Origin of the sequence: Flavobacterium sp. RHBU_3 (assembly GCF_046613565.1) — a bacterium.
Classification (GTDB): Bacteria; Bacteroidota; Bacteroidia; order Flavobacteriales; family Flavobacteriaceae; genus Flavobacterium.
Map to the genome: position 1 here is coordinate 1 of NZ_JBKJHC010000010.1, position 26,736 is coordinate 26,736.

General features: G+C 43.6%; 24 protein-coding genes. 12 read left to right on the forward strand and 12 right to left on the reverse strand.

Annotation, left to right across the window (positions count from 1 at the left end; translation table 11 throughout):
- Positions 1 to 184 precede the first annotated feature (184 nt).
- From ACLI1A_RS14140 to ACLI1A_RS14150, 3 genes are all read left to right on the forward strand, one after another.
- Entirely contained in the window at positions 185 to 703 is a 519-nt protein-coding gene (locus ACLI1A_RS14140) for an RNA polymerase sigma factor (RefSeq protein ID WP_411409489.1), read from the forward strand.
- Positions 687 to 3,506, forward strand: a complete 2,820-nt coding sequence (locus ACLI1A_RS14145; RefSeq protein WP_411409329.1) for a YfbK domain-containing protein — start codon at positions 687 to 689, stop codon at positions 3,504 to 3,506. The genes ACLI1A_RS14140 and ACLI1A_RS14145 overlap by 17 nt, the downstream gene beginning before the upstream one ends.
- Before the next feature lie 103 nt (positions 3,507 to 3,609).
- On the forward strand, positions 3,610 to 4,605 hold the full coding sequence (locus ACLI1A_RS14150; protein WP_411409330.1) for a hypothetical protein: 996 nt from the start codon (positions 3,610 to 3,612) through the stop codon (positions 4,603 to 4,605).
- A 37-nt stretch (positions 4,606 to 4,642) separates the two neighbouring features.
- On the opposite strand, the gene ACLI1A_RS14155 is transcribed toward ACLI1A_RS14150, so the two are convergent.
- Both ACLI1A_RS14155 and ACLI1A_RS14160 read right to left on the reverse strand, forming a co-directional pair.
- A complete protein-coding gene (locus ACLI1A_RS14155) occupies positions 4,643 to 5,293 on the reverse strand; it encodes a hypothetical protein (RefSeq protein WP_411409331.1) in 651 nt (216 codons plus the stop codon).
- Between the two features lie 71 nt (positions 5,294 to 5,364).
- On the reverse strand, positions 5,365 to 5,622 hold the full coding sequence (locus tag ACLI1A_RS14160; protein WP_411409332.1) for a hypothetical protein: 258 nt from the start codon (positions 5,620 to 5,622) through the stop codon (positions 5,365 to 5,367).
- 152 nt (positions 5,623 to 5,774) lie between these two features.
- Here ACLI1A_RS14160 and ACLI1A_RS14165 point away from each other — a divergent pair, with 152 nt between their 5' ends.
- The gene (locus ACLI1A_RS14165) at positions 5,775 to 5,984 is read left to right on the forward strand and encodes a hypothetical protein (RefSeq protein ID WP_411409333.1); all 210 of its coding nucleotides are present in this window, start codon (positions 5,775 to 5,777) and stop codon (positions 5,982 to 5,984) included.
- A 59-nt stretch (positions 5,985 to 6,043) separates the two neighbouring features.
- Here ACLI1A_RS14165 and ACLI1A_RS14170 read toward each other — a convergent pair whose 3' ends face one another.
- On the reverse strand, positions 6,044 to 6,469 hold the full coding sequence (locus tag ACLI1A_RS14170; RefSeq protein WP_411409334.1) for an Hsp20/alpha crystallin family protein: 426 nt from the start codon (positions 6,467 to 6,469) through the stop codon (positions 6,044 to 6,046).
- A gap of 255 nt (positions 6,470 to 6,724) precedes the next feature.
- On the opposite strand from ACLI1A_RS14170, the gene ACLI1A_RS14175 reads away from it, so the two are divergent.
- From ACLI1A_RS14175 to ACLI1A_RS14190, 4 genes are all read left to right on the forward strand, one after another.
- Positions 6,725 to 7,510, forward strand: coding sequence for a sterol desaturase family protein (locus tag ACLI1A_RS14175; protein WP_411409335.1), 786 nt, complete (start codon positions 6,725 to 6,727; stop codon positions 7,508 to 7,510).
- Between the two features lie 46 nt (positions 7,511 to 7,556).
- Positions 7,557 to 8,741 (forward strand): DUF1624 domain-containing protein, encoded by a 1,185-nt coding sequence (locus ACLI1A_RS14180; protein ID WP_411409336.1) that lies wholly within the window; start codon positions 7,557 to 7,559, stop codon positions 8,739 to 8,741.
- Positions 8,742 to 9,281: 540 nt separating this feature from the next.
- The gene (locus ACLI1A_RS14185) at positions 9,282 to 10,544 is read left to right on the forward strand and encodes a dipeptidase (protein WP_411409337.1); all 1,263 of its coding nucleotides are present in this window, start codon (positions 9,282 to 9,284) and stop codon (positions 10,542 to 10,544) included.
- A 105-nt stretch (positions 10,545 to 10,649) separates the two neighbouring features.
- The gene (locus ACLI1A_RS14190; protein ID WP_411409338.1) at positions 10,650 to 11,090 is read left to right on the forward strand and encodes an HAD domain-containing protein; all 441 of its coding nucleotides are present in this window, start codon (positions 10,650 to 10,652) and stop codon (positions 11,088 to 11,090) included.
- A 1-nt stretch (position 11,091) separates the two neighbouring features.
- Here ACLI1A_RS14190 and ACLI1A_RS14195 read toward each other — a convergent pair whose 3' ends face one another.
- Both ACLI1A_RS14195 and ACLI1A_RS14200 read right to left on the reverse strand, forming a co-directional pair.
- Positions 11,092 to 11,376 (reverse strand): hypothetical protein, encoded by a 285-nt coding sequence (locus tag ACLI1A_RS14195; RefSeq protein ID WP_411409339.1) that lies wholly within the window; start codon positions 11,374 to 11,376, stop codon positions 11,092 to 11,094.
- A 133-nt stretch (positions 11,377 to 11,509) separates the two neighbouring features.
- Entirely contained in the window at positions 11,510 to 12,607 is a 1,098-nt protein-coding gene (locus ACLI1A_RS14200; protein ID WP_411409340.1) for an AI-2E family transporter, read from the reverse strand.
- A gap of 99 nt (positions 12,608 to 12,706) precedes the next feature.
- Between ACLI1A_RS14200 and ACLI1A_RS14205 the strand changes: the two genes are divergently transcribed.
- Together ACLI1A_RS14205 and ACLI1A_RS14210 are read left to right on the forward strand one after the other, a co-directional pair.
- On the forward strand, positions 12,707 to 14,575 hold the full coding sequence (locus tag ACLI1A_RS14205) for an ABC-F family ATP-binding cassette domain-containing protein (RefSeq protein ID WP_411409341.1): 1,869 nt from the start codon (positions 12,707 to 12,709) through the stop codon (positions 14,573 to 14,575).
- Positions 14,576 to 14,880: 305 nt separating this feature from the next.
- On the forward strand, positions 14,881 to 15,501 hold the full coding sequence (locus tag ACLI1A_RS14210) for a hypothetical protein (RefSeq protein WP_411409342.1): 621 nt from the start codon (positions 14,881 to 14,883) through the stop codon (positions 15,499 to 15,501).
- Positions 15,502 to 15,523: 22 nt separating this feature from the next.
- On the opposite strand, the gene ACLI1A_RS14215 is transcribed toward ACLI1A_RS14210, so the two are convergent.
- On the reverse strand, positions 15,524 to 16,636 hold the full coding sequence (locus ACLI1A_RS14215) for a polysaccharide lyase family 1 protein (RefSeq protein WP_411409343.1): 1,113 nt from the start codon (positions 16,634 to 16,636) through the stop codon (positions 15,524 to 15,526).
- 255 nt (positions 16,637 to 16,891) lie between these two features.
- On the opposite strand from ACLI1A_RS14215, the gene ACLI1A_RS14220 reads away from it, so the two are divergent.
- The gene (locus ACLI1A_RS14220) at positions 16,892 to 17,482 is read left to right on the forward strand and encodes a Crp/Fnr family transcriptional regulator (RefSeq protein WP_411409344.1); all 591 of its coding nucleotides are present in this window, start codon (positions 16,892 to 16,894) and stop codon (positions 17,480 to 17,482) included.
- Positions 17,483 to 17,540: 58 nt separating this feature from the next.
- On the opposite strand, the gene ACLI1A_RS14225 is transcribed toward ACLI1A_RS14220, so the two are convergent.
- On the reverse strand, positions 17,541 to 18,215 hold the full coding sequence (locus ACLI1A_RS14225; protein ID WP_411409345.1) for a hypothetical protein: 675 nt from the start codon (positions 18,213 to 18,215) through the stop codon (positions 17,541 to 17,543).
- Positions 18,216 to 18,538: 323 nt separating this feature from the next.
- Between ACLI1A_RS14225 and ACLI1A_RS14230 the strand changes: the two genes are divergently transcribed.
- Positions 18,539 to 19,651 carry a DUF4476 domain-containing protein gene (locus tag ACLI1A_RS14230; protein ID WP_411409346.1) on the forward strand — a complete coding sequence of 371 codons (1,113 nt, stop codon included), beginning with the start codon at positions 18,539 to 18,541 and terminating at the stop codon, positions 19,649 to 19,651.
- A 211-nt stretch (positions 19,652 to 19,862) separates the two neighbouring features.
- Here ACLI1A_RS14230 and ACLI1A_RS14235 read toward each other — a convergent pair whose 3' ends face one another.
- From ACLI1A_RS14235 to ACLI1A_RS14255, 5 genes are all read right to left on the reverse strand, one after another.
- Entirely contained in the window at positions 19,863 to 20,975 is a 1,113-nt protein-coding gene (locus tag ACLI1A_RS14235; protein WP_411409347.1) for an ATP-binding protein, read from the reverse strand.
- A gap of 261 nt (positions 20,976 to 21,236) precedes the next feature.
- On the reverse strand, positions 21,237 to 24,614 hold the full coding sequence (gene secA, locus ACLI1A_RS14240; protein WP_411409348.1) for a preprotein translocase subunit SecA: 3,378 nt from the start codon (positions 24,612 to 24,614) through the stop codon (positions 21,237 to 21,239).
- 106 nt (positions 24,615 to 24,720) lie between these two features.
- The gene (locus tag ACLI1A_RS14245) at positions 24,721 to 24,942 is read right to left on the reverse strand and encodes a DUF2795 domain-containing protein (RefSeq protein WP_002986941.1); all 222 of its coding nucleotides are present in this window, start codon (positions 24,940 to 24,942) and stop codon (positions 24,721 to 24,723) included.
- A gap of 196 nt (positions 24,943 to 25,138) precedes the next feature.
- Positions 25,139 to 25,711 carry a cob(I)yrinic acid a,c-diamide adenosyltransferase gene (locus ACLI1A_RS14250; RefSeq protein ID WP_411409349.1) on the reverse strand — a complete coding sequence of 191 codons (573 nt, stop codon included), beginning with the start codon at positions 25,709 to 25,711 and terminating at the stop codon, positions 25,139 to 25,141.
- A 113-nt stretch (positions 25,712 to 25,824) separates the two neighbouring features.
- Complete coding sequence (locus ACLI1A_RS14255) at positions 25,825 to 26,526, reverse strand: ABC transporter ATP-binding protein (protein WP_411409350.1); 702 nt, start codon at positions 26,524 to 26,526, stop codon at positions 25,825 to 25,827.
- Between the last annotated feature and the right edge of the window lie 210 nt (positions 26,527 to 26,736).

The following is a 26,736-nucleotide window of genomic DNA, read 5'->3' on the forward strand; positions in this document are numbered from 1 at the left end:
AATATCAAGGAACAATTTAATCTATTCAGTAACAATAAACTATAAACGCATCAGTAATAATCTAAAATATAAAATCTGAAATAAAAAATTTCACTCCCTTCCCAACCTTTTGCCAACTTATGTTATCTATATAAAAAAAGCCACGATAGTGATAGCAGAAACACTCATAATAGCATGCCGGAAAATGCAGCGCGATGCGCAGCGGCAGGTGTACGAGCTGTTGTCGCCCAAGTTGTACCATACCTGTAAGCGGTACCTGAAAAGCGAGGAAGAAATAGAAGAAGCCATGGCCGATGCCTTCTTTAACATCTTTACCAAACTGGACCAGCTGAAGGAGGACAAAGCCTTTGAGGCCTGGGCGCGAAAAATAGCCGTAAACCAATGCCTGCATACCCTGAAACGCAAAGTGAACTTTAATATTTATATAGAAGACATGGGGCGCAAAGACGAACCGTCTCAGCACTACTCATCGGGGCTTGAAGAAGAAGACCTGATGCACCTGCTTACGTACCTGCCCGAGGGCTGCCGTACGGTTTTTAACCTGTTTGCCATAGAAGGCTACTCGCACAAGGAAATAGCGCAAATGCTGAATATTACCGAGGGCACCTCTAAATCGCAACTAAATGCCTCACGCGGCAAGCTAAAAGAACTGGTACAAACCATGTATTATCAAAACGACAAGAGTCATGGAAAAACACGATAAACTATACTCGCAATTTGAGGAAGCAGCCCGCAAGCAGGAGCAAAAGGGCTTTGACCGCATGGACGCCGTATGGAACCGTGTGGAAGATAAACTGGATCGCGAAAAAGAACGCCGCGCCGCTACCCGATGGAAATACATGGGCATAGCTGCCATGCTGCTGCTGTTCCTTACCATAGGCTTTACGCTGATGCAAAATGACCACAGCAGCGCACCGATAGTAACCCCGGCACAACCTCAGGTTACCGTAACACCGGCGATAGATACCCAAGCGGTTAAGGAGGCCGTACAGCCTAAAGCTGATATTAAGCAAGCGAAGAATACTGTTGCTTACGAAGATACCCAAGCTGAAAAGACTGAGGAGAGGGATACACAAGGAAGGATCATTGAAGCTGATTCTATTCATTTTGATGCTAAACCAAAAAGGTCGCGGGTATACTTTAAAGATGATAAATATAAAGATGAAGCTGTAGCAAAAGGTAATGCTACTCCAGCCCAATCACTGGAGAAATCATTGCCTGCAAACAATGCATTGGTACAAAACTACCTCTCAAACAGTGCCATGGCCGACCCATCAGGTTATTTTGCTAATGCCAACAAACCCGGTGATAAGAGGTTTAACAATAGTATTGCTAAAGAAGCCGCACCTGAAGTAAAGAAAAACCTTGTTGTGGCTACGTATACGGGTACTGTTGTTTCTGCTACAGACGGACAGCCTATACCCGGCGTAAACCTCTACATAAAAAACACTACCAAAGCATGGGCCACAGATATGGATGGAAAATTCTCCATTGAAGCCAACAAGGGCGATATACTGGTAGTATCATTTATAGGGTTTACCACGCAGGAAATTAAGCTTGGCGACAAGATGAATTTCACAGTAAAATTACAGGAAGACTCTCAGGCTTTGGAAGAAGTGGTGGTTATAGGATATGGAACCAATAAAAATTATAAACCTTCTAAAGCTGAAAAGCTAAAAATGGAAACTTTCCGTAGGGATGATATACGCACTAAGCCATTAGCCACAAACAATACATATACATGGAGCAATGCCGACAAAGACGGCAAAGCTGAAGAAGAGAAACAACAAGATGATGACATAACAGCCGGCTACCTGGGCAATATGGAAGCCGATACCAATCCGCTGTATATTATAGATGGTATTATGGTAAAGGCCGGTATTGTAGAACAGCTGGATCCGGCTTATATAAAATCGTATAAGATTATTAAAGAGGACGATGCCATTAAAGTATACGGCGGCAAGGCAGTAAACGGTGCAGTAATCATCAAAACGCAAAAGCTGGGCAAGCAAAAACAGGAAAAGCTGAACAAAATTATTGATGAGTTCCGCATTAAGGAAGACGAGCTGCGCAAATACGACGAGGGCTTTAAGATACCGGTAGACAACAACGAAGAATACGGTTCGTTTGAGGAAAACCGCTTCGAGAGCCCGGCTACTGCGCCGCTGTCTACCTTTGCCATAGATGTGGACAACGCCAGTTATACAAACATCCGCAGGTTCATCAGTATGGGGCAAACCGTGCCTAAAGATGCGGTACGTATAGAGGAGATGATTAACTTCTTTAAGTACAAATACCCGCAGCCTAAGGGCGACGACCCTATCTCTATAAACAGCGAATACAGCAGCTGTCCGTGGAACCCGCAGCACACTCTGCTAAAAATTGGCCTTAAAGGCAAAGAGCTCAGGGAAAGCGAGCTGCCATCAAGTAACTATGTATTCCTTATAGATGTATCAGGCTCAATGTCAGATGAAAACAAGTTGCCATTACTTAAAAAGAGTATGAAGTTACTGGTAGACAAAATGAAAGCCAGCGACCACCTGGCTATTGTTACCTATGCAGGTTCGGCACAGTTGGCTCTGGATTCTACCCCCGGAGACCAAAAGGAAACTATAATGCAGGCCATATACAGGCTTAAGGCCGATGGCGCCACAGCAGGCGGCGATGGTATAAAAATGGCATACGATATAGCCGAGGAGAACTTTATAGACGACGGCAACAACCGCATAGTGCTGGCTACCGATGGCGACTTTAATATGGGAGCGTCGTCTGATAAGGACATGCAAACACTAATAGAGGAAAAACGTAAAACAGGTGTGTTCCTTACCTGCCTGGGCTTCGGTATGGGCAATTATAAAGACAGTAAGCTGGAAACACTTGCCGATAAGGGCAACGGCAACTACGCCTACATAGACAACTTTGACGAAGCCGACCGTTTTTTGCGCAAGGATTTTAACGCCTCTATGTATACCATAGCCAAAGACGTGAAGATTCAGATAGAGTTTAACCCTGCCAATGTACAGGCGTACAGGCTTATTGGCTACGAAAACCGCAAGCTGCACGACGAGGATTTTGCTAATGATGCCGTAGATGCCGGCGAAATGGGCAGCGGGCATACCGTTACCGCACTGTACGAGATTATACCCGTGGGGGTTAAGAGCAGTTTTTCTCCGGTTCCGGAACTGAAATATACACTTACAGGTGAAACCAATACCAAATTTGGGCACGAACTGGCTACGGTAAAATTCCGATACAAGCAACCGGATAGCGATACCAGCACCGAAATGACCGAGGTTATAGCCAATAAAAAAGCTGTGCTTGCTGATACGTCTTACGACTTTAAGTTTGCTGCTGCCGTGGCTTGGTTTGGTCTCAAATTAAGAGACAGCAAGCTGGTACCAAACAAACAAACACAAGCTATAATAGAACTGGCAACGGAGGGCGTAAAAAGAAACCGCGACAGTTACAAAACCGAGTTTATAAAACTGGTAGGAAGAGTAGAATAGACTAACTAACCAATTATATTTTCTCTGTAGGCAGGGCTGCTTTTTAGGCAGCCCTTTTTTTGCACATTGCAGTTATTAGCTATATTTGCCAAAAACCAACCGTATGCTTAACAGAATTATATACCCGATAATAACATTATGCCTTGCCGGGCTTTTTGCATTTTGCATTGATATTTTCGATTTCTACCAATGGAATACCCTGTTTACCATAGTAGGCGGACTATGCACCACGGCTGCACTTGCACTATCGCTTAGTGCATGGCTGCTTAAAGACCGTGAACTTACTGATGCACAGGAAAAACAATTTAAAATTGTGGTATGGGCAGCATCTATAGTGTTCCTACTTGGGTTTGGGTACTTCCTTTCGCATGATTCCAAGAAACAGGTAATGGCAGCACTGGACGAAGACGGGGTTTATGCCACAGGGACTTTGTTAACCGGACGATCTGACCATTCGTTAAAGACCGATGATAAATTTATCCTTGTAAATTTCTATGACGGCAAACGTAAAAAGCAGGAGGCTCAAATCTATGTAAATGACTCCGTATTCAGCACTTTCCTGAAAGGACAGAAGATACCTTTGATTTACCACCCGGAACACCCGGAGCTGGTCAGGATGCTGCTTACCAATGAAGACCTTAGCCGATACAGTGGTTTTAAAAACAGGCCTTTAACGCTAACGGACATGATGAAAATGGTTGATTTAAAACCGGGTAAGCAAATACAAAACTACCTTAACGGTGTAAACCTGCAATGGCGCATACTGCCCGGTTACTACGAAGACAATTACCGATATTTTAACGAACTGAAATTGCTTTTAGTGGCCTCTCAGGACGGAATAATACGGTACATGCATAACGAATTTAACCCGGCTCTTTTTAACCGCGAATTGAAAAAATACGGTTTTAAGCAAGCTGTAGTAATGGGTGAAAAAGTATATGTAAACGACAAATACGTGGTAGCCATACGATCTGAAGAAATACCATTGGTACCTAAAGACTACGACGAAATTGATTACTCAGACGCCCACAGCGGCGAAAATATGAGGAAAGTAAGTGCATTTGCAGTAACGCACAAAAGTACCTTAGGAGTAAAATAATTCATTTTATTTCAGAATAAAGTACTCTAAAAACAGCTTATTCTGTTACGGTATAGTCCATGTCTTCGTTACTGAAGTATTTTTCGGCAGCCTCTGCAAAGCGCGACATGGTAACGTAGTTAAACGTGCCACCCACTGCAGCCCCGATACCAAAAGGCACCAGTGTACCCAGCGCTACCCCTCCACGTTTAGAGCCATATTTGGTAACCAGTTTGCGGCCTATTTTTTGGTTCATGCGGTTACGGATACGGTCGGTTATATGCTGGTCAAAGTGCTTTACGGTAATGCGTTCGCCCACGGTAAGTGCTGCTTTTTCGGGCACTACTACCCCACTCCACAACCCCAAAACCACAGTAAACCGATCATCAAAATCGGTCTCGGTATCCTGCCCGTAAATAAGCCCTGTGCCGTAGCATAACGATGCCATCCAGCGGAGCATGAGCAACACATCAGCCGAAATAGCTCCGGCTTCTATAGCCACCTGTGCGGCAGTACCCAGCCCGGGTATTACCCCCGGCAACGCACTAACTACACCTACCGAGGTATACTTGCGGCGCACCTGCCTGCGGTATAGCCCTGCAAGTTCCTTAGGGTTTTTACCGGGATGCTTAAACTTTAGCGCGGCTATTTCCTTGCGGACTTCCATAAACGGAGGCATCAGTTTTTTTATAAGGGTATTGAAATCCATGACTGTAATTTTACTTAAAGGTAAGAAATTACGGGTAGTTATTAAACGGTTTTAAGATGGCATTGGGAATTCTAAGCCCTGAAATCCAGCATCCTGTCTACGGGGTATTTATCTAAATACTTCTCCAATAACTTGCCTTGTTTAAAACTCAACTTCCACAGTATCTTATTAGTAGCCGTATGGCACCACAGCTCTACATAAAAATTGTCTATGGCATAGAGCAATTTGCGCACATGCCCTTCCAGGCAGCCGTCTATCAGTTCGCCCTGTGCCCATAGCACCCGGTACTGTTCCTCATCATTCAGCTTCTTATACTCATACAGTTTCATAGGCTCTAAAATACAAATTATCTTATTACGTTAAAAGCCGGCTACTTCATTAAAGATTAAACGGACTTTTAACGCTTTATTATGAGAGCATTGGCAAAAATTAATAGTTAAAAACCTGACCTTGCACTTAGAAACCTATAAATGAAACGATTATGAGACTGATGATTCTACTACCGTTCCTGATTATTGCCGCCATAGCCGGCTATAACTTTATAAACGAACTTCAATCAGATAGTACCTATTACATGGTTGCTGCGCTGCATGCAGTGGTAACGCTGGTGTGCCTGGGTATAAGCAGCTATATCGTGGGTAATGCATTCCGCATAAAACGTACCGAAATTAAAGAGCCGCAGTTGGCATAAAATAAGGAAGCGCCCCATTACAGGGCGCTTTCCTAAAAAAACCAACTAACCAATCATCATTATGAAATCTCTATCAACCTTTTGGCTTTAGGCTGTGCTTCTTCTTTTTTAGGCAACGTAAGGGTAAGTATACCATCGGCATAATTAGCGTTTATACCTTCCTCGTTTACCGTTTCAGGCAATGTAAATGCCCTTTTAAATGAAGTATGAATGTATTCCCTGCGGGTATACTTGCCGTCTTCCTGTACGTTTTCTGCTTTCACCTCACTCGAAATCGTAAGAAGACCTTTGTCTACTTCTATATTAAAATCCTCTTTTTTAAGGCCCGGCGCCACAAGCTCTACATTAAATGCTGTTTCGGTTTCCTTAATATTAACCGGGGGTACTACCCTGTTTACCAGTTGGCTACCACCTCTCCAGTCTTTAAAAATTTCGTCCATTACATGAGGGAATGCGCTACCGTGTTGTCTCTTAATAAGGTTCATATGTGTAATCGTTTTTATAAGTTAGAAATCTTGTTTACGCTTAATAAATAGACAAGCTTTGTACCAATACATTTTTTAATAACAAAACGTCAGTTTGAGTGACTTTTTGTCATTTTTACTTGTTAACACATTCATAAACAAGACATTTTTGCAGTTAAAAACCCAAAACAAACCTGAACAGGACATATCAGCAAATGAGCGGACAGCCCCGTATTGCATTGAAAACTAACTTTGTATTACAATAAAAACGAGGTCATGGACAATGCAGCAAGGATAATAGCAGGAATTACAGGAGCAAACATTATACGCTATTTTGCAATAGCCGGACTGGCTTTTATACTGTTCTATAAACTGTTTCCCAAACAGTTACAGCATTTAAAGATACAGGCACGGAACGCCCGCATAAAGGACTTCACCCGCGAAATAGGGCATTCTATGCAGTCGGCGGTGGTGTTTGGGCTGGCAGCATTTATTATACTGAGAAGCCCACTACGCAATTACACTCTGATTTACAACAATATAACCGATTTCCCATTGTGGTACATACCCATTAGCCTGATACTGGCGTTGGTAATACAGGATACCTACTTTTACTGGATGCACCGGTTGCTGCACAATCAGCAACTGTACAAGTACACCCATGCGGTGCACCACCGGTCGGTAAACCCATCGCCGTTTACAGCGTATTCGTTCCATGTGCTTGAGGCTGTGGCAGAAGCACTGGCACTAGTACCCATTGTACTACTGCTACCCATACACAAAATAACCATAATACTATTCACACTTATCGGCTTCATTATCAATGTTTACGAGCATTTAGGCTACGAAATAGCTCCCCGTTGGTTACGCTATACCCCACTTTTTGAAGTGCTTACAACATCAGTATACCACAACCTGCACCACAGCAAGTTCAGGGGGAATTACGGGTTGTATTTCAGGCTTTGGGACAGGCTCCTGAAAACGGAAAACCCTGATTATGTGAGGGAATACGACCGTATACAGGCACAACGCTTTGCAAAACAAGCATCCGCAAAGCATTGAAAATAAACAGTTTTAACTATATTTACATTGTTAACCAACAGTGTATATGGACACCATTAAAAAAAGGATACTAAGCATAGACGTACTACGGGGAATCATTATGGCTATTATGGCGCTGGATCACACCCGTGATTATTTCCACCTTGATGCAGTAACACAAGACCCTACAAACCTTACCACCACTACACCTATATTGTTCTTCACCAGGTTTATAACCCACTATTGTGCACCTACGTTTGTATTCCTTTCGGGGTTATCCATCTACTTACAAAGCCTTAGAAAGAATAAACCTGAGCTATCCAAATTCCTGCTAACAAGGGGGTTATGGCTGGTTATCATGGAGTTGACTTTTGTAAACTTCGGGTGGAGTTTTAACATCTACTTCAATTTTGCATTCCTGCAGGTTATATGGGCCATCGGGTGGAGCATGATATTCCTTGCCGCACTAATACGCCTGCCTTACCCTGCTATTGTAGTTACCGCGTTGTCTATCACACTGTTACACAACCTCACCGACATCTACAAACCCATAAACGAAGAGCTTTACGTGGCTTCTAACTTCCTGATGTTCACTGATTTTACACTCTACCATATAGGCCCGGTTAACATAATAAGCGCCTATGCCATACTGCCCTGGACGGGCGTAATGCTGCTGGGCTACAGTACCGGAAAATGGTTTGAAAGTGAACGTGTTAGCCCTGAAAAACGTCAGCGTTTACTCATCATTAGCGGGCTATCGCTCATAGTGCTTTTTGTAGTATTAAGGCTTATAAACGGTTACGGCGACCCAAGCCCGTGGAAACCGCAAAAAGACAGCGTATATACCTTATTATCAATACTAAACATTACAAAATACCCTCCGTCGCTTATGTACGTATGCATAACCCTAGGGCCGTCGTTACTGGTGCTGGCAGCCCTTGAAAACGTGCAGGTTAAGGGCTTCTGGAAGGTAATGAACACCTTCGGGAGGGTACCGTTTTTCTATTATCTACTGCACGTGTATATCATTCATTTACTGTGTGTTGTGGTGTATTTTGCACAGGGTTATACCCTTGGCCAACTGTTTACAATACCGCAGCAATTTGCCTTCAGGCCAAATGAAAACTTCGGGTTTTCACTGGGTTATGTATACCTTATGTGGCTGCTGGTTTTGGTGCTGTGTTACTTCCCGTCACGGTGGTACGACAGGTATAAAACCGCCAACAAAAAATGGTGGCTCAGCTACCTTTAAAATTTGTCGAAAACAGCAAAATATTTTTTTGTGATATTTCTAGCGTGTACACACCATCAACAATGTGTATACAATGAGTGAACATAGTGTATACAATGGTGCAACAGGCCAATTAACAAAAAATCATAATGCGCTAAAAATCAAAGCATTAATAAATAACCAAATTTCAAGGTGCTACAGTGTGTATTCGCTTTTTTTACTGAACACACGGCTTCAGTACTTTGAACGAGTTTATTGTTTACGGTTCGCCGTTCTTTGTTCGCCGTTCATTGTTCCAAAAAAACTGAACGATTGCCTTCAGTACTTTAATATAGTTTATTGTACATGGTTCATGATTTTTAGCTACTGAACGAATGCCTTCAGTACGCTTCACAATAAAACCAGCAACCAGCAACCAGCAACCAACAACCAGCAACCAACAACCAGCAACCAGCAACCAACAACCAAAAAAAAAATCACCGGGCTATTAAACCATTCCCCACTCTTATAGTCATACTAAGGTTAACACACCACACACTACCTTAAAAACTATATTAAAATATGGGGATTTACGATTACCAATGGTCGCGCCGAAAGTTCCTGGGCTCTGTAGCCGGCACCGGTGCCTTAATGGCACTAAACCCGTACCTGAGTTGGGCACTGGAAAACGAAGACCCTAAAGTAGCCGCCATTGTGGCTAAAACCATGGGCATAGACACCCACAACCACGTAGATGTACCGCTTAATGCCGCCGAACTTCCCGGCCCTAAAGCCGATCTTGCAAGCGAACTGAAAAAATCGGGCTTATCAGCTATTTGTGCCACCTTTGCCGTGGATTACCAAAAACTGGTAAACCCGGGCGATGCCTACAACCGTTTCATTACCGGGCTCGATGCTATGGATATAATGCTTAAGGATAACGGCATGAAGCGCGCCCTGAACATGGCCGACCTTACTGCCGCTAAAAAAGCGAAACAGCCTATTGTAATTCAGTCCGTTGAGGGATGCCATTTCCTGGAAGGCGATGCCGGCCGTGTGCAGGTAGCCTACGACAGGGGACTGCGCCACCTGGGGCTGCTGCACGATAACGATGCCTCAGTGCCGCTGGGCGATGTATATACTAACGACCCTAAATACGGCGGACTAACAAAACTGGGCGCCGATACCATAGCCGAATGCAACCGCCTGGGTATAGTAATAGACCTGGCACACGCCAGTAACGATACTATAGACATGGCGTTTAAAGTCAGTAAAACCCCAATGTTTATCAGTCATACCGGGCTAAGCACCCAGCTGGGCGCCAACCCGTTTATGGCCAAGATGATGCGCCCGAGGCTCATAAGCCCCGAACAGGCTAAAAAAGTAGCCGATGCCGGTGGCGTAATTGGCGTATGGACGCACCTTGCCGATACCCCGGCAGAATTTGCCAAAAACATGCGCGCTATGGTAAATGCCGCAGGTATTGAGCACGTGTGCATAGGTACCGATACCAAGATAACTGCCCCGTACCGCTCCCCTAACGACAAATGGGGCGGACCTGGCGGATCCGGTGGCGACAAAAAACCCGAAGGGCAGCCCAAAGAAGGTGACAAACCGCAGGGCAAACCCGAAGGTGATAAAAAAGACGGCGGAAAACCACAGGGTGGCCCCGGAGGCAAACGTGTGGGCGAACGCACCAACGAAGCCTGGGCCGACCAAAAGACCGGTTTTTATTACGCTGTGGTAGACGCACTGCTGAAAGAGAAATTTACCGAAGAAGAGATAGGCAAAATAGGCGGCGGAAACTTTTGCCGTGTATTTAACGATGCCACAAAAGGACACTAATAAAAATTTGCTCCATTAAACTATCCCTATTTTACTAATGGCGAGAGCTGCCCGCAATGGGCAGCTTTCTTTTTTATAGAATCCTTATATTTATCAAAATTTAAAATGAAAATATTCCTGGACATTGATGGCGTAATGGTGCATGCTAATCCTGCATTGAAAGTAGAAGCGGACACTGATGGATTTTATAAATTCAGCACTCCAGCTATCGATGCCTTACTATTGCTTTTGAAAAAGGTTTCCGAACCTGAAATCATACTTACCACCTCACACAGGTTTAGGTACAATATTGATGAATGGAAAGAAATCTTTAAAACTCGAGGTATAATTATTAATAACCTCAGCCGTATAGAACGGGAAACACCATTTAGTGAAAGCCGAAAAGAAACCTTGTTAACCCATTTCAATAATTTTAATATTTCAGCAGAAGATATTTTAATAATTGATGATGACCGATCACTAAACGGCTTACCCATCACACTAAAAGAAAGGCTTATACTAACAAATACGCTTACAGGATTAACGATGAAGGATGTGATATTATAAATTACTTATATACTCCATAGCGTTGCATCCCATACTCAAACTTAGTAAAATCAAAATCCAAAGGTTCTTTGAGAAAACTATTCAATAATACAGATTGCTCTTTATTTATAGCGTATGCCCAAACCAACTCATAATCATCTTCCGGCTCTGGAATAAATACTTTCAATAAATTTTCAAGGGACACATAACTAATATCGTACTCCTCTAATATTTCATCTCCATCCGGATAAGCCACCTCTATATAGGTTTCAATACGTTCAAGATTTTCGCGGGTGTATTTAGACATCGTATTTAAGATTGGTTTGCTTCAAAAATACAAAACATTCGTGCTAATTCCTGGCATTGCTTTATTTAAGGCGTGTGCCGTGGCAAACAAACCCCTTCCCAAAAATTCTGACCTCTGACCTCTGACTTCCAATTTACTCCAAAGGCGGTAACTCCTCATCAGCCGGGATAGTAACCTGTGCAGCAGCCATATCGTCTTCGCCCAGCACCATCCCCCAGGGTTTCAGTCCCTCCACCCTATCAAAAATTACCTTGGCAATGGCTATAACCGGTATGGCCAGGAACATGCCTGTAACACCCCACAGCATTTCGCCCACCACAAGGCCCAGCACGGCGGTAAGGGTATTCAGTTTTACCTGGCTGCCCACAATTTTTGGCATAATATAGTTTCCGTCTATCAGGTGTACGCATACTACCGCAATGGCTACAAACAGAACGTGCGCGGCATCTCCGGTGGCAAACGTAACCACTGCCGAAAGCACCAGCGACGTAAATATACCCACATACGGAATTACATTGAGTATCCCCGTAAGCAGCCCCAGTAAAAAGGCGTACTTAATACCCAGCAACATAAAAACAGCACAGGTAAGTGTGGCTACAATAGCCATTTGCAGCAGCAGCCCCACAATATATTTCCTAATGATGTACTGCACACGTTCTACCACCTCCAGTACTACCGGGCTGTGGTTTTCATTAAACAGCGCCACCATAAAACGCAGCAGCAACCCCCGGTGCAGCAACAGGAAAAATGTGTACAAAAAGGTAAACACCAAAAACAGCAACGACGATGATAGTGATATAAGCGTGGTGCTTATAAACTCGGTGCCGTGCCCCAGTGCCGTTTCGGCAGTTTGGTTAATGTACGCTGCCTGCTGGCGGTTGTTTATATTAAACGAATGCGAAATCCAGTGTTGCAGGTCGTCCAGCGAAAGCATCAGCTGTTTCTGGAATGCAGGCAGCTCCAGCGAAAAATCAGACATTTGGCTCCCCAGCAATACCATAAGCCCCACTACGCCACCCGTAATTACCAGCAGTACTGTAAAGGCCGCAGCGGCCCTCGGAAACCTGAGCTTTCGTTCTAAAAAAGAAGCCGAAGGTATAAGCAGTAACGCAATTAGCAGTGCTATAATAAGCGGTGCCAGTACGCTTTTGCCTATTACTGCAATAAAGCCTATGGCCAGTATACTGATACTGATGTGCGCCAGCTTGGTGTAAAACGGGGTGGGTTTCATAACTGTGGTTTGCTCCAAAAATACAAAACATTGGTGTCAATTAGTGTAATTCGTGCCGAATACAATTAAAAGGTTATTTTTGCACAAAACTTAGTAACTGTGAATTACCTTTCAGTAGAAAATATAGCCAAGTCGTTTGGCGAACGCACCCTTTTTGAAAACCTTTCCTTTGGCATCAACAAAGACCAGAAGATAGCCTTTGTGGCCAAGAACGGTACCGGGAAAACCTCCATCCTTAAAATCATTACCGGGCAGGATAACCCCGATGCAGGGCAGGTGGTAATGCGTAAGGAAATAAAGATGGAGTTCTTAAGCCAGGAACCAAACCTGCAGCCGGAGCTTACCATAGAGGAAAGCATTTTTGCCAGCGACAACGACATACTGAAGGTAATAGAACAATACGAAAAGGCGCTTGAAAATCCTGAAAATGAGGAAGCCTATCAAAAGGCTTTTGAGAAGATGGAACTGTACAACGCCTGGGATTTTGAAACCCAGTATAAGCAAATCCTCTTTAAGCTGAAGCTGGACGACCTGAAACTGAAGGTTAAAAACCTATCGGGGGGACAAAAAAAGCGTTTGGCACTGGCCATTATCCTGATAAACAAGCCCGATTTGCTTATCCTGGATGAACCTACCAACCACCTTGACCTGGAAATGATTGAGTGGCTGGAAAATTACTTTGCCAAAGAAAACATGACGCTGTTTATGGTAACGCACGACCGTTTCTTTTTGGAGCGCGTGTGCAACGAAATCATAGAGCTGGACAATGGAAAACTATACCAATATAAAGGCAACTACAGCTACTACCTGCAAAAAAAGGAGGAACGCCTGGCTGCCGAAAGTGCAAGCATAGACAAAGCAAAAAACCTCTACGTAAAAGAGCTGGACTGGATGCGCCGCCAACCTAAGGCACGTACCACTAAGAGCAAGAGCCGCCAGGACGACTTCTACGTAATAAAGGAAAAGGCACACAGCCGCCGCAAGGAGCAGCAAGTAGAGCTGGAAATAAACATGGAGCGCATGGGCAGTAAGGTGGTGGAACTGCACAACCTGGGCAAAACCTTTGGCGACAAAAAGATTGTAGACGGTTTTAACTATAACTTTAAGCGTGGAGAGCGCATAGGTATCATTGGTAAAAACGGTACGGGTAAAACCACGTTCCTGAACCTGCTTACACAAACCATGGAACCCGATAGCGGTAAGGTAATCGTAGGCGATACCATAAAGCTGGGATACTATACCCAAAGCGGCATTAACCCGAAACCGGAGCAAAAAGTAATAGACATAATTAAGGAATACGGCGAATACATTCCGCTGGCTAAGGGCAGGATGCTGTCGGCAGCACAGTTGTTGGAGAAATTCCTGTTCGACCGAAAAAAGCAATACGACTTTGTAGAAAAACTAAGCGGTGGCGAACTAAAGCGCCTGTACCTGTGTACGGTACTGATACAAAACCCTAACTTCCTGATACTGGATGAGCCTACAAACGACCTTGATATTGTAACACTAAACGTACTGGAGCAGTTCCTTATAGACTATCCGGGCTGTTTGCTGGTGGTAAGCCACGACCGTTACTTTATGGATAAAATTGTAGACCACATGTTTGTATTCCGTGGTAATGGCGAAATTGAGGATTTCCCGGGCAACTACAGCGACTGGCGTAGCTACGAAGACAGCGCCGAACCTGTAAAAGACGACAAAAAAGCCGATAGCGGTAACGATAAAAAAAGCTGGAAACAAAACAATGTAAAGGCCGGGCTTAACTTTAACGAGCAAAAGGAGTTTGACAAAATAGAAAAAGAAATAAAAGACCTGGAGCGTAAAAAGGTGGAGATAGAGCAGCACTTTAGCGACGGCACTATAGCGGATAAGGATATTGCTGCAAAAGCCAATGAACTGCAAAAGGTACTGAACGACATAGAAACCAAAACCGAGCGCTGGTTTGAGCTTAGCGCGAAGATGGAGTAGCCCCCTAACCCCCGAAGGGGGAATTGTAGATTTTAGATTGAGCTTCACTCAGGGTGAAATTAGTTTACAGTCGCAATTAGTAGATACAGTCATTAAGAGAGAGGCACGACCGCGGCAATCTATAGCAACAGCAGAGTGGCATTCCCCTCCTACGGAGGGGTGGCTGAAAGCCGGGGTGGATATAAATTTTATCACGAATATTTCCCGCCCCGCCCTGCGGGCACCCCTCCGTAGGAGGGTATAGGAAACCGATAAAACTGGCAGCTCCCCATAAACAAATTAACACATTAACGAATTAACAATAAATGAGTTACTTATCCTTTCTTTGGAAATCGACTAACGACCACGGCATCCATTCGCCGTTTGTATACTCATTTATAAGTACGGCGTTTTATAACGGCCACCAACTGCCCGAACTAAAAAGGGCTACAGGATCGGCTGCGCTGAACAAGCAGGCACTGCAAACGCTGTACAAAATCATTGCAAACAAAAAAGCATTCAAGCTACTGGTTTTAGGCGATAATGCCACCGAAGTTACCGATACCATACGCAATGTAGCCGAGCAGAAAAACAGCCAGTTGTGGTTCTTTTCTCCATTGGCCTCTGTACCGGGCGGGCTCGATTTGGGTATTATTACCGGCACTAACAGGCAGGCTGTAATGGAGCAGCTGCACCGCCTGCAGGAAGACGTAAACCAAAAGAGCATTATAGCAATACCAAACATACATGCCACACCACAAATGGAACAGGCATGGGAAACCATAAAAAAAGACCCAAATGTTACGGTAACTATAGACACGTATCATTTGGGCCTTATATCACTGCGAAACGGGCAGGCCAAACAGCACTTTCTTATCCGCCCGTACAAATCGTTTTTTACCGATGCTCTACTGGGCGCACGCAGGCTGTGGGGTCTTTTAGGCTAAGCAGCTATCAATATTTTACTGCTTAAAACGAACCGCAGATGTTTCCGGTAAGGGTAGCGCCCGCACCTGCCGTAACATTAGACTCTACAGACGAAGCCGATAGCAGCACTATAGAATACGGTGGCGTAAAAGCCGTACCGCTGCCGGCCGTAGTACCAGTGGTACTGGTAAACGTATTTCCGGTAGAAGTTACCGCCGTGTAACCACTTAACAGGTAAATAGGATTGGCCACGTTTTTAAACACGTTGTTTTCCACCCTTATATTCGCCTGCACACCCGCCTGAATACACTTGCTGCTCACAGTACTGTTAAACAGGCTGTTTACCACGTGTACTTTACCAAAACGCACCCTTGGCATACGCTCTTTACAGCCGCTTGCCCACCAACAGCGCGCAAAGGTAACATTCAGTTTACCTGCATCGCTTGTGGCGCTGTCGCTTGAGCCTATCAGGTTAGAAAACCTGTGGTCGTCTGTTCCGCCCGATCCACCCGCTGTAGGTGCCTTAAGGTAAGTAAACTTAGTGTAGGATACAGTGATGTAATTCGACTGGTTTTTAATATCCAGGTTACCGTCTACCCCATCGCGAAACTCGCAGTGGTCTACCCACACGTTTTGGCAGTTGTCCAATACGGCGTTATCCCACCCATCGGTATCATACGCGCCGGGACCTTCAAAAATCAGGTTACGGATGATGATGTTAGTACATCTTTTAATATTAAAGATACCCGAACCGGAAGCGGTTTGGTCTGTAGAAACCAGCTTGGCACCCGGGGCGCCGTAAATGGTTTTACCGCTTTGGTCCTGGAATGTTATGCGGGTAGTAACAGTAATGGTACCCGACACTTTTATCACTTTTACAGACGAGCTTTCTACCGCGGTTTTTAACTGTGCATAGGTGGTTACCGTAGTTTCTGTAGCGCTGCCACCCCCGGTTGTACTACCGTTTTGCGATGCCCAGCCCGGTACTGCCGAACAGTCGCCTACAGCTGTAATGGCATAGCCGGTAGTATCGGCTTCGGGAGCAATAATAGCTTCGGTTTCAGGATTACCTGTTGCTATTTCATCTTTAGAACAACATACGAGTGTTAGCCCCGTTAGCGCAAGGGCTATGGGAAATACATACTTAAACTTCATAATAGTTTGGTTTTTTTAAATATTTTTTACAAAAGCATCCGGTAACAGAATCTGCAGCTACCCCACCGAAAGCCTCTCACTTAACAGCGGTAAAATTGTTTTTATATTTTTTATGAAAAATTGAACAAGTTTAATATTTTTATCAAAAAATATATGATATTTAGCAATATTCAATGCAATTAATGCAATAAAAACACACAATCTGTAACTATTAGATATTTTCACAAATAAAAAACTAAAACGCGAATAATCACCATGGATTTACTCAGAAAAAGCATAGAGCGTGTTACACCGCTTACAAATGAGGAATGGAAGCTTATTGTAGAAAAATCTAAACGCATACAATTAAAAAAAGGGGAGTTTTTGCAAACGCAGCATTCATTTGTAGTATATGAGTGCTTTGTTTTAACCGGAAGTTTTAAAACCTACATTATGGGAGAGAACGGAACAGAAACGGTTATCTTCTTCACCTTTGGTAATGAGTGGATATGCGACCTTAATGCTTTTTACCATAAAAAGCAGGCCAGCTACAACATACGGGCCCTTGAAGACAGCGAGCTGGTGGTAGTAACAAAGCCCGCCAAAGACGTACTGTTTAGCAAAATACCCAAGCTGGTAAACTTTCACATACACATGATAGAAAAGGCTAATATAGTGCTGCAACAGCGCGTGCTGGACCTTATGAATAAAACTTCTAAAGAACGCTATGTAGATTTTATTGAAAAAAATTCGGGGCGGCTGCAAAAAGTAAACAACAAAAACCTTTCGTCTTACCTGGGCATATCGCAGGAATTTTTATCCAAGATAAAAAGGGAGGGCGAAGTGTATAATGAAAAAGCCAGATAAAAAAAGGCACGCTATACAGCGTGCCTAAGGGGGAATTGAATGTAATAACTACCTTGTATTATTTGTTAGCCTCTTCTTTGGCTTCTTTGTTTTCTTCACCTTTTGCGGTAATGCGGTCCCACTTAAACATTGGGGCAAATTTTAGCTTAATAGCCGCAATTTTAGTGTTGTCTGATGCCGAAAGACCTTCTTTTTCTACAGTGTTTTTACGGGCATCAAGCGCCTCGTACCACGCCTTTATTTTGTCCAGGTCTTCACGCGAGTAAGAATCTTTGTTAGCTTTAAAGTTGTCATAAAAGCTTTGGTACACATTAAGAATGTTGTCCTTGTTTACCCAGGCAAAGCTTTTATCGTCGCCTACTACCTTACCGGCACCAAACAGTGCATCGGCAACAGCATTACCCGCAGCGGCAGTTTTTTGTTTAGCCACTTCAATAGAAACTGTTTTAATAGAATCGTACTTTACCTTGGCATCCTGTATTTTTTCGCTGGTTTTAGCGTCGTTTTCCAGTACTGCCAATGATGAGTCGGCCTTAGCGGTCATTGCCTCATATTCATTTTGGATAGCTTCCCAGTTTGCAGCCCTTTCTTCGGCGGCAATATTGTTAACCGAATCTATGAAGGCCACATATTGGTCTACTTTCTTTTCGGCATTCATTTTAGCTTCATCTTTACAAGACGTTAGCGAAAGCGCCCCCAGGGCAACTACCGCCATAACATTTAATTTTTTCATGGTTATAATTGTTTTATTTTGATGTTACTTACAGGTAAAATTAGCCATATGATAAAACAACACACACCGAATTAAGAATACTTTAAATTATTTAAGTATGTTTTAGCATTTTTAATAATATTTTAAAACTTTACAAATCTGCCCTTACAAAAAAAATCTCCGCTGTAAACTCCCAGTAAACACTGGGCTTTTTAACAATGCAGGGTAGTATTTTATCATAAATTAACATTTTTGGCACGTAAGTTGTTTTTCTTCTATCAGGAATTAATATTTTTATTCCCAAAAAAATGAAGTAACCGATATCATACAAACAATTAATCAGCATGAAAAAAATTACCCTACTCTTAATCGTACTTGTGCTACAATCTTTTGCGGTTAAAGCACAGCACTACCCTACCGGTAACCTGACTATTTTTAGCGAAGACGGCAGTCCGTTTTACCTGATACTAAACGGCCAGCGCTATAACGACAAGCCACAGACCAATGTGCGCCTGGAAATGCTACCGGACCCCTACTACAGCTGCAAGATTATATTTTCTAACACCAAAATTCCGGCCATAAGCAAGAACATACAAATTGCCGATGTAGACGATATAATGCAGGATGTAACCTACCGCATTAAAAAAGACAAAAAGGGAAAACGCTTCCTTAAGTTTTATTCGCAAAGGCCTGCCGAACAAAACATGATAAGGCCAAACAACTGTGCCGTATACCACTATGGAGAACCAAATGATATGTACGTAGGTCCGGACGGCACTATTTACCATGAGGAAATAACCACTACCACCACTACATACGGCGGCGGAGACAGTTTTGGCATGAATGTAAATATGGGCGGCGTGGGCATGAGCGTAAACGTACCCGGCGATAACGTAACCACTACCACAACAACTACCACTACCACCACTACCGGAGGTTATCAGCAAAACGGCAACTATAATAACGGTGGAAATTATAACAATGGTGGTTACAATAACGGAAATGGTTATAACAACGGAAATGGAAACGGTTATAACAATGGCGGAAACTACAACAACGGTAATGGAAACGGCTACAACAACGGAGGCAACCATAACAATGGAAACGGAAATGGCTACAACAATAATGGCGGTTATAATAACGGCAACAATAACAACGGAGGTTGCTATGCCATGAGTAATGCCGATTTTGAAGCAGCGGTAACCACCATTAAAGGCAGCAGCTTTGACGATACCCGCGAAGGCACAGCCAAACAAATACTGTCTAACAACTGCATGAACACAGACCAGATCATCAGCCTGATAAAACTATTAAGCTTTGAAGACAATAAACTGAGCCTGGCCAAATATGCTTACAACTACTGTGTAGACCGCAAAAACTATTTTAAGGTAGCCAATGCATTTACATTTGATGCCTCTAAACAGGAAATGAACGAGTTTTTACAAGGGCAGCGATAGGCTATTTTAAATTTTGAATTGAAGCCAGGCCAGCCTCATCCGGACTGTCATTGCCAAGAGGTACTACGAAGCAATCTCATAAAGTTAGTTTTTCACTTTACATGATGAGATTGCTTCGTTTCTAACAAAGACGGGACGTGAACTAAATGGTGTATAATCTCACCAAATACACGCATCCACAAATTAACGAATCCACATAAACAAAAGTCTTCTATAAAAAATCACGGAAATTATCCCGGTTAATTACTATCACCTCAGCATTATAGGCTTCTGTAAATTGTTTTGGTATTTTTACTTTCGCTATAGGGCTCCATTTAAATTCATATCCTGCAGGCTGGCCCGCAGTTGTTTCTATATAATCTATTTCCTGCTGCTGTGTAGTACGCCAAAAATATGGTTTGGCAAGTGAATCTTCATAATTCAGTTTCTTTATACGCTCGCTTATCAGGAAATTTTCCCACAATACACCTTTATCCTGTCGAACATCGAGGCTGTTAAAGTTTCCTATGACCATATTCCTTATGCCATTGTCATAAAAATAGATCTTTTGGTTTGTCTTTATTTCATTACGCAGGTTTTTGCTGAAACTTTTGAGTTTAAAAATTACAAATGCCTGCTCTAAAAGGTCTATGTAGTTACTTACGGTATTTTTATCTACACCCAGCAATTGTGCCAGTTCATTATAGCTTACCTCGCTGCCCACCTGCATGGCCAGCGCCAGTAAAAGCTTCTCTAATATTTCGGGCTTACGAATTCCCCCAAACGATAGCAAATCCCTGAAAAGGTAACTATTAGTGAGTTGTTTCAGTATTTCCAGCTCATCCCCTGCGTTGTTTATAACATCGGGGTACATACCGTACAGCAGCCTCAGTTCTAATTGCTGTTCTGCTTTTGTATAACCTACATAAGCCTCAAACTCTTTCCATGAAATGGGAAACAAGTGGTACTCCCATTTACGTCCGGTAAGTGGTTCATTAATTTTGTTATTCAGGTCAAAAGATGAAGAACCGCTTACAAAAAGCTGTACCTCCCTAAACTGATCGTTGATTATTTTAAGCGTAATACCAATGTTCTCTATACGCTGCGCTTCGTCAATAAACACAGTAGTATAGCTGCCAATGATACTACGCAACTCTTCCGTATTAGGATTTGTAAGCAATCGCCTTATTGTAGGGTCATCCCCGTCCAGGAAAAGGTAATTTTTATCCTCAATGATACTTTTTATTAGTGTAGTTTTACCCACCTGCCTTGGGCCAATAACTATGATGGATTTCCCTTTGCCAATTTTTTTTGAGACTTTATCGGTTATCGTACGAGCTATCATTTCATTTTAACTTTACACAAAAGTATAAAATTGGTGAATACAATCACTAAAAAAATAATATATTTGGTGAATACAATCACTAAAAAACACATTTATATGAAATGATTTCTGAGATTGCTTCATTCCTCGCAAAGATGGTACGTGAACTAAATGGCGTATAATCTCACCAAATACACGCATCCAAAAATAACCGCATAACCCCAAAAACAAAAAAGCCCGAAACAATACGTTTCGGGCTTTTGCTTTATATCTTAAAAGTAATTACTCTTCAGATTTTGTAAGGATCCATTCGCCTGTGTTTAGCAGGGTTTCGGCCTTTTTGTATTTCATAACTTCGGTTTTGCCGCTCATTATGTGCCTAACCGTTACGTTATCGTTACGGTTAATTTTTGGAGCATCCCTTACCACGGTTTCCGTTACCGGAGCCTGTTGCTGCTGGCTTTGTTTTGCAGCGGCCTCGCGTGCGTTTCTTTCCAGTTGCTCCTCGGTGTTCAGTACTTCTTCTTTAGATTCTATATACTGCTCCCTTGGTGGCTCGGGCATCCTGTTTTGCTGAATGTTAGTTACATTCTGTTGTGGCAGGTTAGCCCTGAACAGGAACGAAATCACCTCGCGGTTAATCTCAGTAAGCGTTTTACGGAACAGCTTGTACGCTTCTTCCTTATAAATAAGAAGCGGGTCTTTCTGCTCGTGCACCGCCAGCTGAACCGATTGTTTCAGCTCGTCCATTTTGCGCAGGTGCTTTTTCCATGCGTCGTCTACTACCGCAAGCGTAATGTTTTTCTCAAAGTCATCTATAAGAGATAAACCTTCCGTTTGGTACGCTTTTTCAAGGTTAGTAACCACGTTTAGGGTTTTAATACCGTCTGTAAACGGAACCACGATACGCTCGTACTGGCCGTTGTTGTTTTCGTATACGTTTTTAATCACTACAAACGCTTCAGAAGCATTGTGGTGGTTTTTGTGGTTATACGTTTCGGCTACAGCCTTATACACTTTGGCAGAAAGCTCCTGCTCAGACAGTTTATTAAAATCTGCCTCAGTAACCGGCGCACTCATAGAGAACGTACGGATAAGGTCGAACTCAAAGTTTTGGTAGTCGCGTACCGGCTTGTTATTGCCCACTATGGTTTCCACCATATCATACATCATGTCGGCAATATCTACTTTAAGCCTGTCGCCAAACAGTGCGTGCTTCCTTTTCTTATATACGTTTTCACGTTGCTTGTTCATTACGTCATCATACTCCAGAAGGCGCTTACGCTGGCCAAAGTTGTTTTCCTCCACCTTCTTCTGTGCACGCTCTATAGACTTGGTCATCATACCGTGCTGAATAACCTCACCTTCTTTAAGGCCCATACGGTCCATAACTTTTGCTACCCTTTCCGAACCGAAAAGACGCATAAGGTTATCTTCAAGCGATACGTAGAACTGCGAGCTTCCCGGGTCACCCTGGCGGCCTGCACGGCCTCGCAGCTGGCGGTCTACACGGCGCGAATCGTGGCGCTCTGTACCGATGATTGCAAGTCCGCCTGCAGCCTTAACATCCGGTGTAAGCTTAATGTCGGTACCACGGCCTGCCATGTTGGTAGCTATGGTTACCACACCCGGCTTACCGGCTTCGGCTACAATGTCGGCCTCTTTTTTGTGGAGCTTAGCGTTCAGTACGTTGTGGTTAATACCCCTCATTTTAAGCATACGGCTTAAAAGTTCAGATATTTCTACCGATGTGGTACCTATTAGCACCGGACGGCCTGCCTGTGCCAGCTGCACCGTATCTTCTATAACTGCATTGAATTTCTCACGCATGGTTTTATAGATAAGGTCGTCGTGGTCTTTACGGGCTATGCCGCGGTTTGTAGGTATCTCTACAACGTCTAGTTTATAAATCTCCCAGAATTCACCCGCTTCGGTAACGGCAGTACCCGTCATACCTCCAAGCTTGTTGTACATCCTGAAATAGTTTTGCAGGGTAATGGTGGCAAAGGTTTGCGTAGCAGCCTCTATCTTCACGTTCTCCTTGGCTTCTATCGCCTGGTGAAGTCCGTCTGAATAGCGGCGCCCGTCCATAATACGGCCGGTTTGCTCGTCTACAATCATTACCTTGTTTTCCATCACCACATACTCAGTGTCTTTTTCAAACAGGGTGTATGCCTTAAGCAATTGCGTAAGGGTGTGTATACGCTCGCTTTTTACAGAGAAATCGGCAAAAAGGGCTTCTTTTTCCTCAGTTTCCTGCTCTTTGTCCAGCTTTTTCTTTTCAATATTGGCTATTTCGGTACCAATATCCGGAAGTACGAAGAAATCACTGTCAGTATCCTGAGAAAGGAACTGTATACCATTATCAGTAAGTTCTACCTGGTTGTTCTTCTCTTCTATAACAAAGTACAGTGCCTCATCAACCTTGTGCATGTCGCGGTTGTTATCGGCCATGTACTGGCTTTCTGTTTTTTGCAGTAGCTGCTTTACACCTTCCTCACTAAGGAATTTAATAAGCGCCTTGTTCTTTGGCAAACCGCGGTGTACCCTTAGCAGCAGGAAGCCCGCTTCTTTGGTTTTACCTTCTTTCAGCAGTTTTTTAGATTCTGCCAAAACACCATTTAGCAGTGTACGTTGCAGGTTTACAAGGTTTTCTACCCTTGGTTTCATTTCGTTAAACTCGTGGCGGTCACCGTTAGGCACCGGACCCGAAATGATAAGCGGCGTACGGGCATCGTCAATAAGTACCGAGTCTACCTCATCCACTATGGCAAAGTTGTGCTTGCGCTGTACCAGGTCGTCCGGCGAGTGCGCCATGTTATCCCTAAGGTAGTCAAAGCCAAACTCGTTATTTGTTCCGTATGTAATATCGGCAGCATAAGCGCGGCGACGGCCTTCGCTGTTCGGCTGGTGATTGTCTATACAGTCTACGGTAAGCCCGTGGAACTCAAATAGCGGAGCTTTCCATGTACTATCGCGTCGGGCCAGGTAGTCGTTCACCGTTACCAGGTGCACACCGTTTCCGGTAAGTGCATTAAGGTATATAGGCAGCGTAGCCACAAGGGTTTTACCCTCACCCGTTTGCATTTCAGATATTTTACCCTGGTGCAGTACTATACCGCCTATAAGCTGTACGTCGTAGTGAATCATGTCCCAGGTAATTTCCTTACCTGCGGCATTCCACTGGTTAGCCCATACGGCGTTGTCGCCTTCTATGGTAACGTATGGCTTAGTAGCGCTAAACTCCCTGTCTTTAGGGGTAGCGGTTACGGTTACAGTGCTGTTTTCCTTAAAGCGGCGTGCAGTTTCCTTAACTACGGCAAAAGCCTCAGGAAGCAGTTCCAGCAGGGTTTTTTCAGAGATGTCATAGGCTTCTTTTTCAAGAGCATCTATAGACGCGTATATGTCTTCGCGTGCATCTATATCCTGGGTATTTTCTACTTCTTTAAGGTAAGAGGCTATCTTAGCGTCTTTATCGGCGCGGGCTTCCTGTATCTTTTCTTTAAAGTATACGGTCTTTGCCCTGAGCTCGTCGTGCGAAAGTTGTGCAAGGGCACCCTCGTACGATTTTATTTTCGTAACAAGCGGCTGAAGTGCCTTGATGTCTTTTTGCGACTTATCGCCCACAAAGGCTTTAAGTATGCTGTTAATTAAACTCATTATTGTATGTATATAATTACTTGTTTTATACTGATATTGCGGCAAATTTAACCAAAAAAAAAGCCTCCTGAAAGAGACTTTTTCTAATTTGATCTATTTTGTGCCTTTAATATTCATCCTCGTTCCAAAGATAATCTTCGTCGGTAGGATAATCCGGCCATATTTCTTCCATAGACTCGTATATTTCCCCCTCGTCCTCAATAGATTGAAGGTTTTCAACAACCTCAAGCGGAGCGCCGGTCCTTATGGCGTAGTCTATCAGCTCGTCTTTAGTGGCCGGCCACGGGGCATCACTTAAATAAGATGCCAATTCTAATGTCCAATACATCTTCTAAACGATTAAAGTTTATGCAAAAATAAATTTATTACTGAAAAAGTCAAGTAAAATTTTGCTTATTTTATTAAAATTAAAGAACGTTTTAGGGTTATAAGCTGAAAATTTACTATTTACAGTTTTCACAATGCTGCTTAGCCCCATATTTGTGCGTCTGCATTGGCAACCATCAACCATAAACCATGAACAATTACAGCTTTTCGGGTATCCACTTTACCTCATTGGCACCCAAATCTTTTGACAACTTCCGTGCCAATACAAAAAGGTAGTCAGAAAGGCGGTTTATGTATGCCAAAACGTTGTCATCAAACGGCTCTAACTCGTATAAATGCGTAGATAAACGCTCGGCACGGCGGCAAACACAGCGTGCTATGTGACAATATGACACAGTTGTATGCCCCCCCGGCAACACAAAATGTGTCATGGGCTCCAGCGCGCTTTCCATATTGTCTATTTCGTTTTCAAGGAGTTGGATATCCAGCTCCGTTATAAGCGGAATGTTCAGCCGGTCTTTACCGTTCTTTAAAATGGCCTTATCGGGCGCCGTTGCCAATATGGCACCTACGGTAAACAGCCTGTCCTGTATTTTTTCAAGGATTTTCTTGTACGAAGTGGCTATATTCTGGTCACGAATAAGCCCCAGGTACGAGTTTAGCTCGTCTATAGTACCGTAACTCTCTATGCGTATGTGGTGCTTTGGTACACGCGTACCCCCAAATAGGGCTGTAGTACCTTTATCGCCGGTTTTTGTGTATACTTTCATTTTTAGTTGTTGGCTGTCGGTTGATGGTTTTTAGTAGCTTCACTCTTAATCTATACGGTGTTTACGTATATGGGTTTGAGTGAGGCCAACAACTAACAACCATCAACCAACAACTATTTATGCGGATTAGGATTTACATTATCGCTTTCTATAACGCCGTCGCGCAGGCGGATAACACGGTGTGCGTAGGCGGCTATATCTTCCTCGTGGGTAACAAGGATTACTGTATTACCGCTAGCGTGGATATCACCAAATAGCTTCATGATTTCTATTGATGTCTTGCTGTCCAGGTTACCCGTAGGTTCGTCTGCCAGTATTATAGACGGGTGGTTTACCAGTGCCCTTGCCACCGCTACACGCTGCCTCTGCCCACCCGAAAGCTGGTTTGGCTTGTGATCCATACGGTCGTTCAGGCCCACTTGTGTAAGCACCTCGGTAGCACGGGCATTGCGCTCGGGCTTTTTATAGCCTGCGTATATCATGGGCAGGGCTACGTTGTCTAATGCTGTGGTACGCGGCAAAAGGTTAAACGTTTGGAACACGAAGCCTATCTCCTTGTTGCGTATGCCCGCCAGTTCGTCGTCGCTCATGTGGCTAACGTTTTTGCCGTTCAGCACATAGCTGCCGCCACTTGGCGTATCCAGGCAGCCCAGCAGGTTCATTAGCGTACTCTTCCCCGAACCCGAAGGCCCCATCAGGGCTACGTACTCGCCTTTGTTTATGGTAAGGTTTACGCCTTTCAGCACCTTTACAATTTCGCTGCCCAGCGGAAAATCTCTGGTAATGTCTGTTATTTCTATAATCGGTTTAGCCATTGCTACGGGTTATTGCGCTTTAAAATTACTAAAGTTTAGCCACGGATTACACTAATTTCCACAAATTTGGCAAGCCGTAACTATTAGACGCAATTATGGCGCAGGTGTTACAATTGGCGTTGTTAGATTTTTGGATTATTAGATTGGTTAGATTTTTTACACACCCCTAACCCCTCTCAAGAGCTATCGTGTGGACACATCTTTGCGACT

Coding starts and splice junctions, on each gene's coding strand:
- ACLI1A_RS14140 (WP_411409489.1), top strand. CDS start 185: ATGCAGCGCGATGCGCAGCGGCAGGTGTACGAGCTGTTGTCGCCCAAG.
- ACLI1A_RS14145 (WP_411409329.1), top strand. CDS start 687: ATGGAAAAACACGATAAACTATACTCGCAATTTGAGGAAGCAGCCCGC.
- ACLI1A_RS14150 (WP_411409330.1), top strand. CDS start 3,610: ATGCTTAACAGAATTATATACCCGATAATAACATTATGCCTTGCCGGG.
- ACLI1A_RS14155 (WP_411409331.1), bottom strand. CDS start 5,293: ATGGATTTCAATACCCTTATAAAAAAACTGATGCCTCCGTTTATGGAA.
- ACLI1A_RS14160 (WP_411409332.1), bottom strand. CDS start 5,622: ATGAAACTGTATGAGTATAAGAAGCTGAATGATGAGGAACAGTACCGG.
- ACLI1A_RS14165 (WP_411409333.1), top strand. CDS start 5,775: ATGAGACTGATGATTCTACTACCGTTCCTGATTATTGCCGCCATAGCC.
- ACLI1A_RS14170 (WP_411409334.1), bottom strand. CDS start 6,469: ATGAACCTTATTAAGAGACAACACGGTAGCGCATTCCCTCATGTAATG.
- ACLI1A_RS14175 (WP_411409335.1), top strand. CDS start 6,725: ATGGACAATGCAGCAAGGATAATAGCAGGAATTACAGGAGCAAACATT.
- ACLI1A_RS14180 (WP_411409336.1), top strand. CDS start 7,557: ATGGACACCATTAAAAAAAGGATACTAAGCATAGACGTACTACGGGGA.
- ACLI1A_RS14185 (WP_411409337.1), top strand. CDS start 9,282: ATGGGGATTTACGATTACCAATGGTCGCGCCGAAAGTTCCTGGGCTCT.
- ACLI1A_RS14190 (WP_411409338.1), top strand. CDS start 10,650: ATGAAAATATTCCTGGACATTGATGGCGTAATGGTGCATGCTAATCCT.
- ACLI1A_RS14195 (WP_411409339.1), bottom strand. CDS start 11,376: ATGTCTAAATACACCCGCGAAAATCTTGAACGTATTGAAACCTATATA.
- ACLI1A_RS14200 (WP_411409340.1), bottom strand. CDS start 12,607: ATGAAACCCACCCCGTTTTACACCAAGCTGGCGCACATCAGTATCAGT.
- ACLI1A_RS14210 (WP_411409342.1), top strand. CDS start 14,881: ATGAGTTACTTATCCTTTCTTTGGAAATCGACTAACGACCACGGCATC.
- ACLI1A_RS14215 (WP_411409343.1), bottom strand. CDS start 16,636: ATGAAGTTTAAGTATGTATTTCCCATAGCCCTTGCGCTAACGGGGCTA.
- ACLI1A_RS14220 (WP_411409344.1), top strand. CDS start 16,892: ATGGATTTACTCAGAAAAAGCATAGAGCGTGTTACACCGCTTACAAAT.
- ACLI1A_RS14225 (WP_411409345.1), bottom strand. CDS start 18,215: ATGAAAAAATTAAATGTTATGGCGGTAGTTGCCCTGGGGGCGCTTTCG.
- ACLI1A_RS14230 (WP_411409346.1), top strand. CDS start 18,539: ATGAAAAAAATTACCCTACTCTTAATCGTACTTGTGCTACAATCTTTT.
- ACLI1A_RS14235 (WP_411409347.1), bottom strand. CDS start 20,975: ATGATAGCTCGTACGATAACCGATAAAGTCTCAAAAAAAATTGGCAAA.
- secA (WP_411409348.1), bottom strand. CDS start 24,614: ATGAGTTTAATTAACAGCATACTTAAAGCCTTTGTGGGCGATAAGTCG.
- ACLI1A_RS14245 (WP_002986941.1), bottom strand. CDS start 24,942: ATGTATTGGACATTAGAATTGGCATCTTATTTAAGTGATGCCCCGTGG.
- ACLI1A_RS14250 (WP_411409349.1), bottom strand. CDS start 25,711: ATGAAAGTATACACAAAAACCGGCGATAAAGGTACTACAGCCCTATTT.
- ACLI1A_RS14255 (WP_411409350.1), bottom strand. CDS start 26,526: ATGGCTAAACCGATTATAGAAATAACAGACATTACCAGAGATTTTCCG.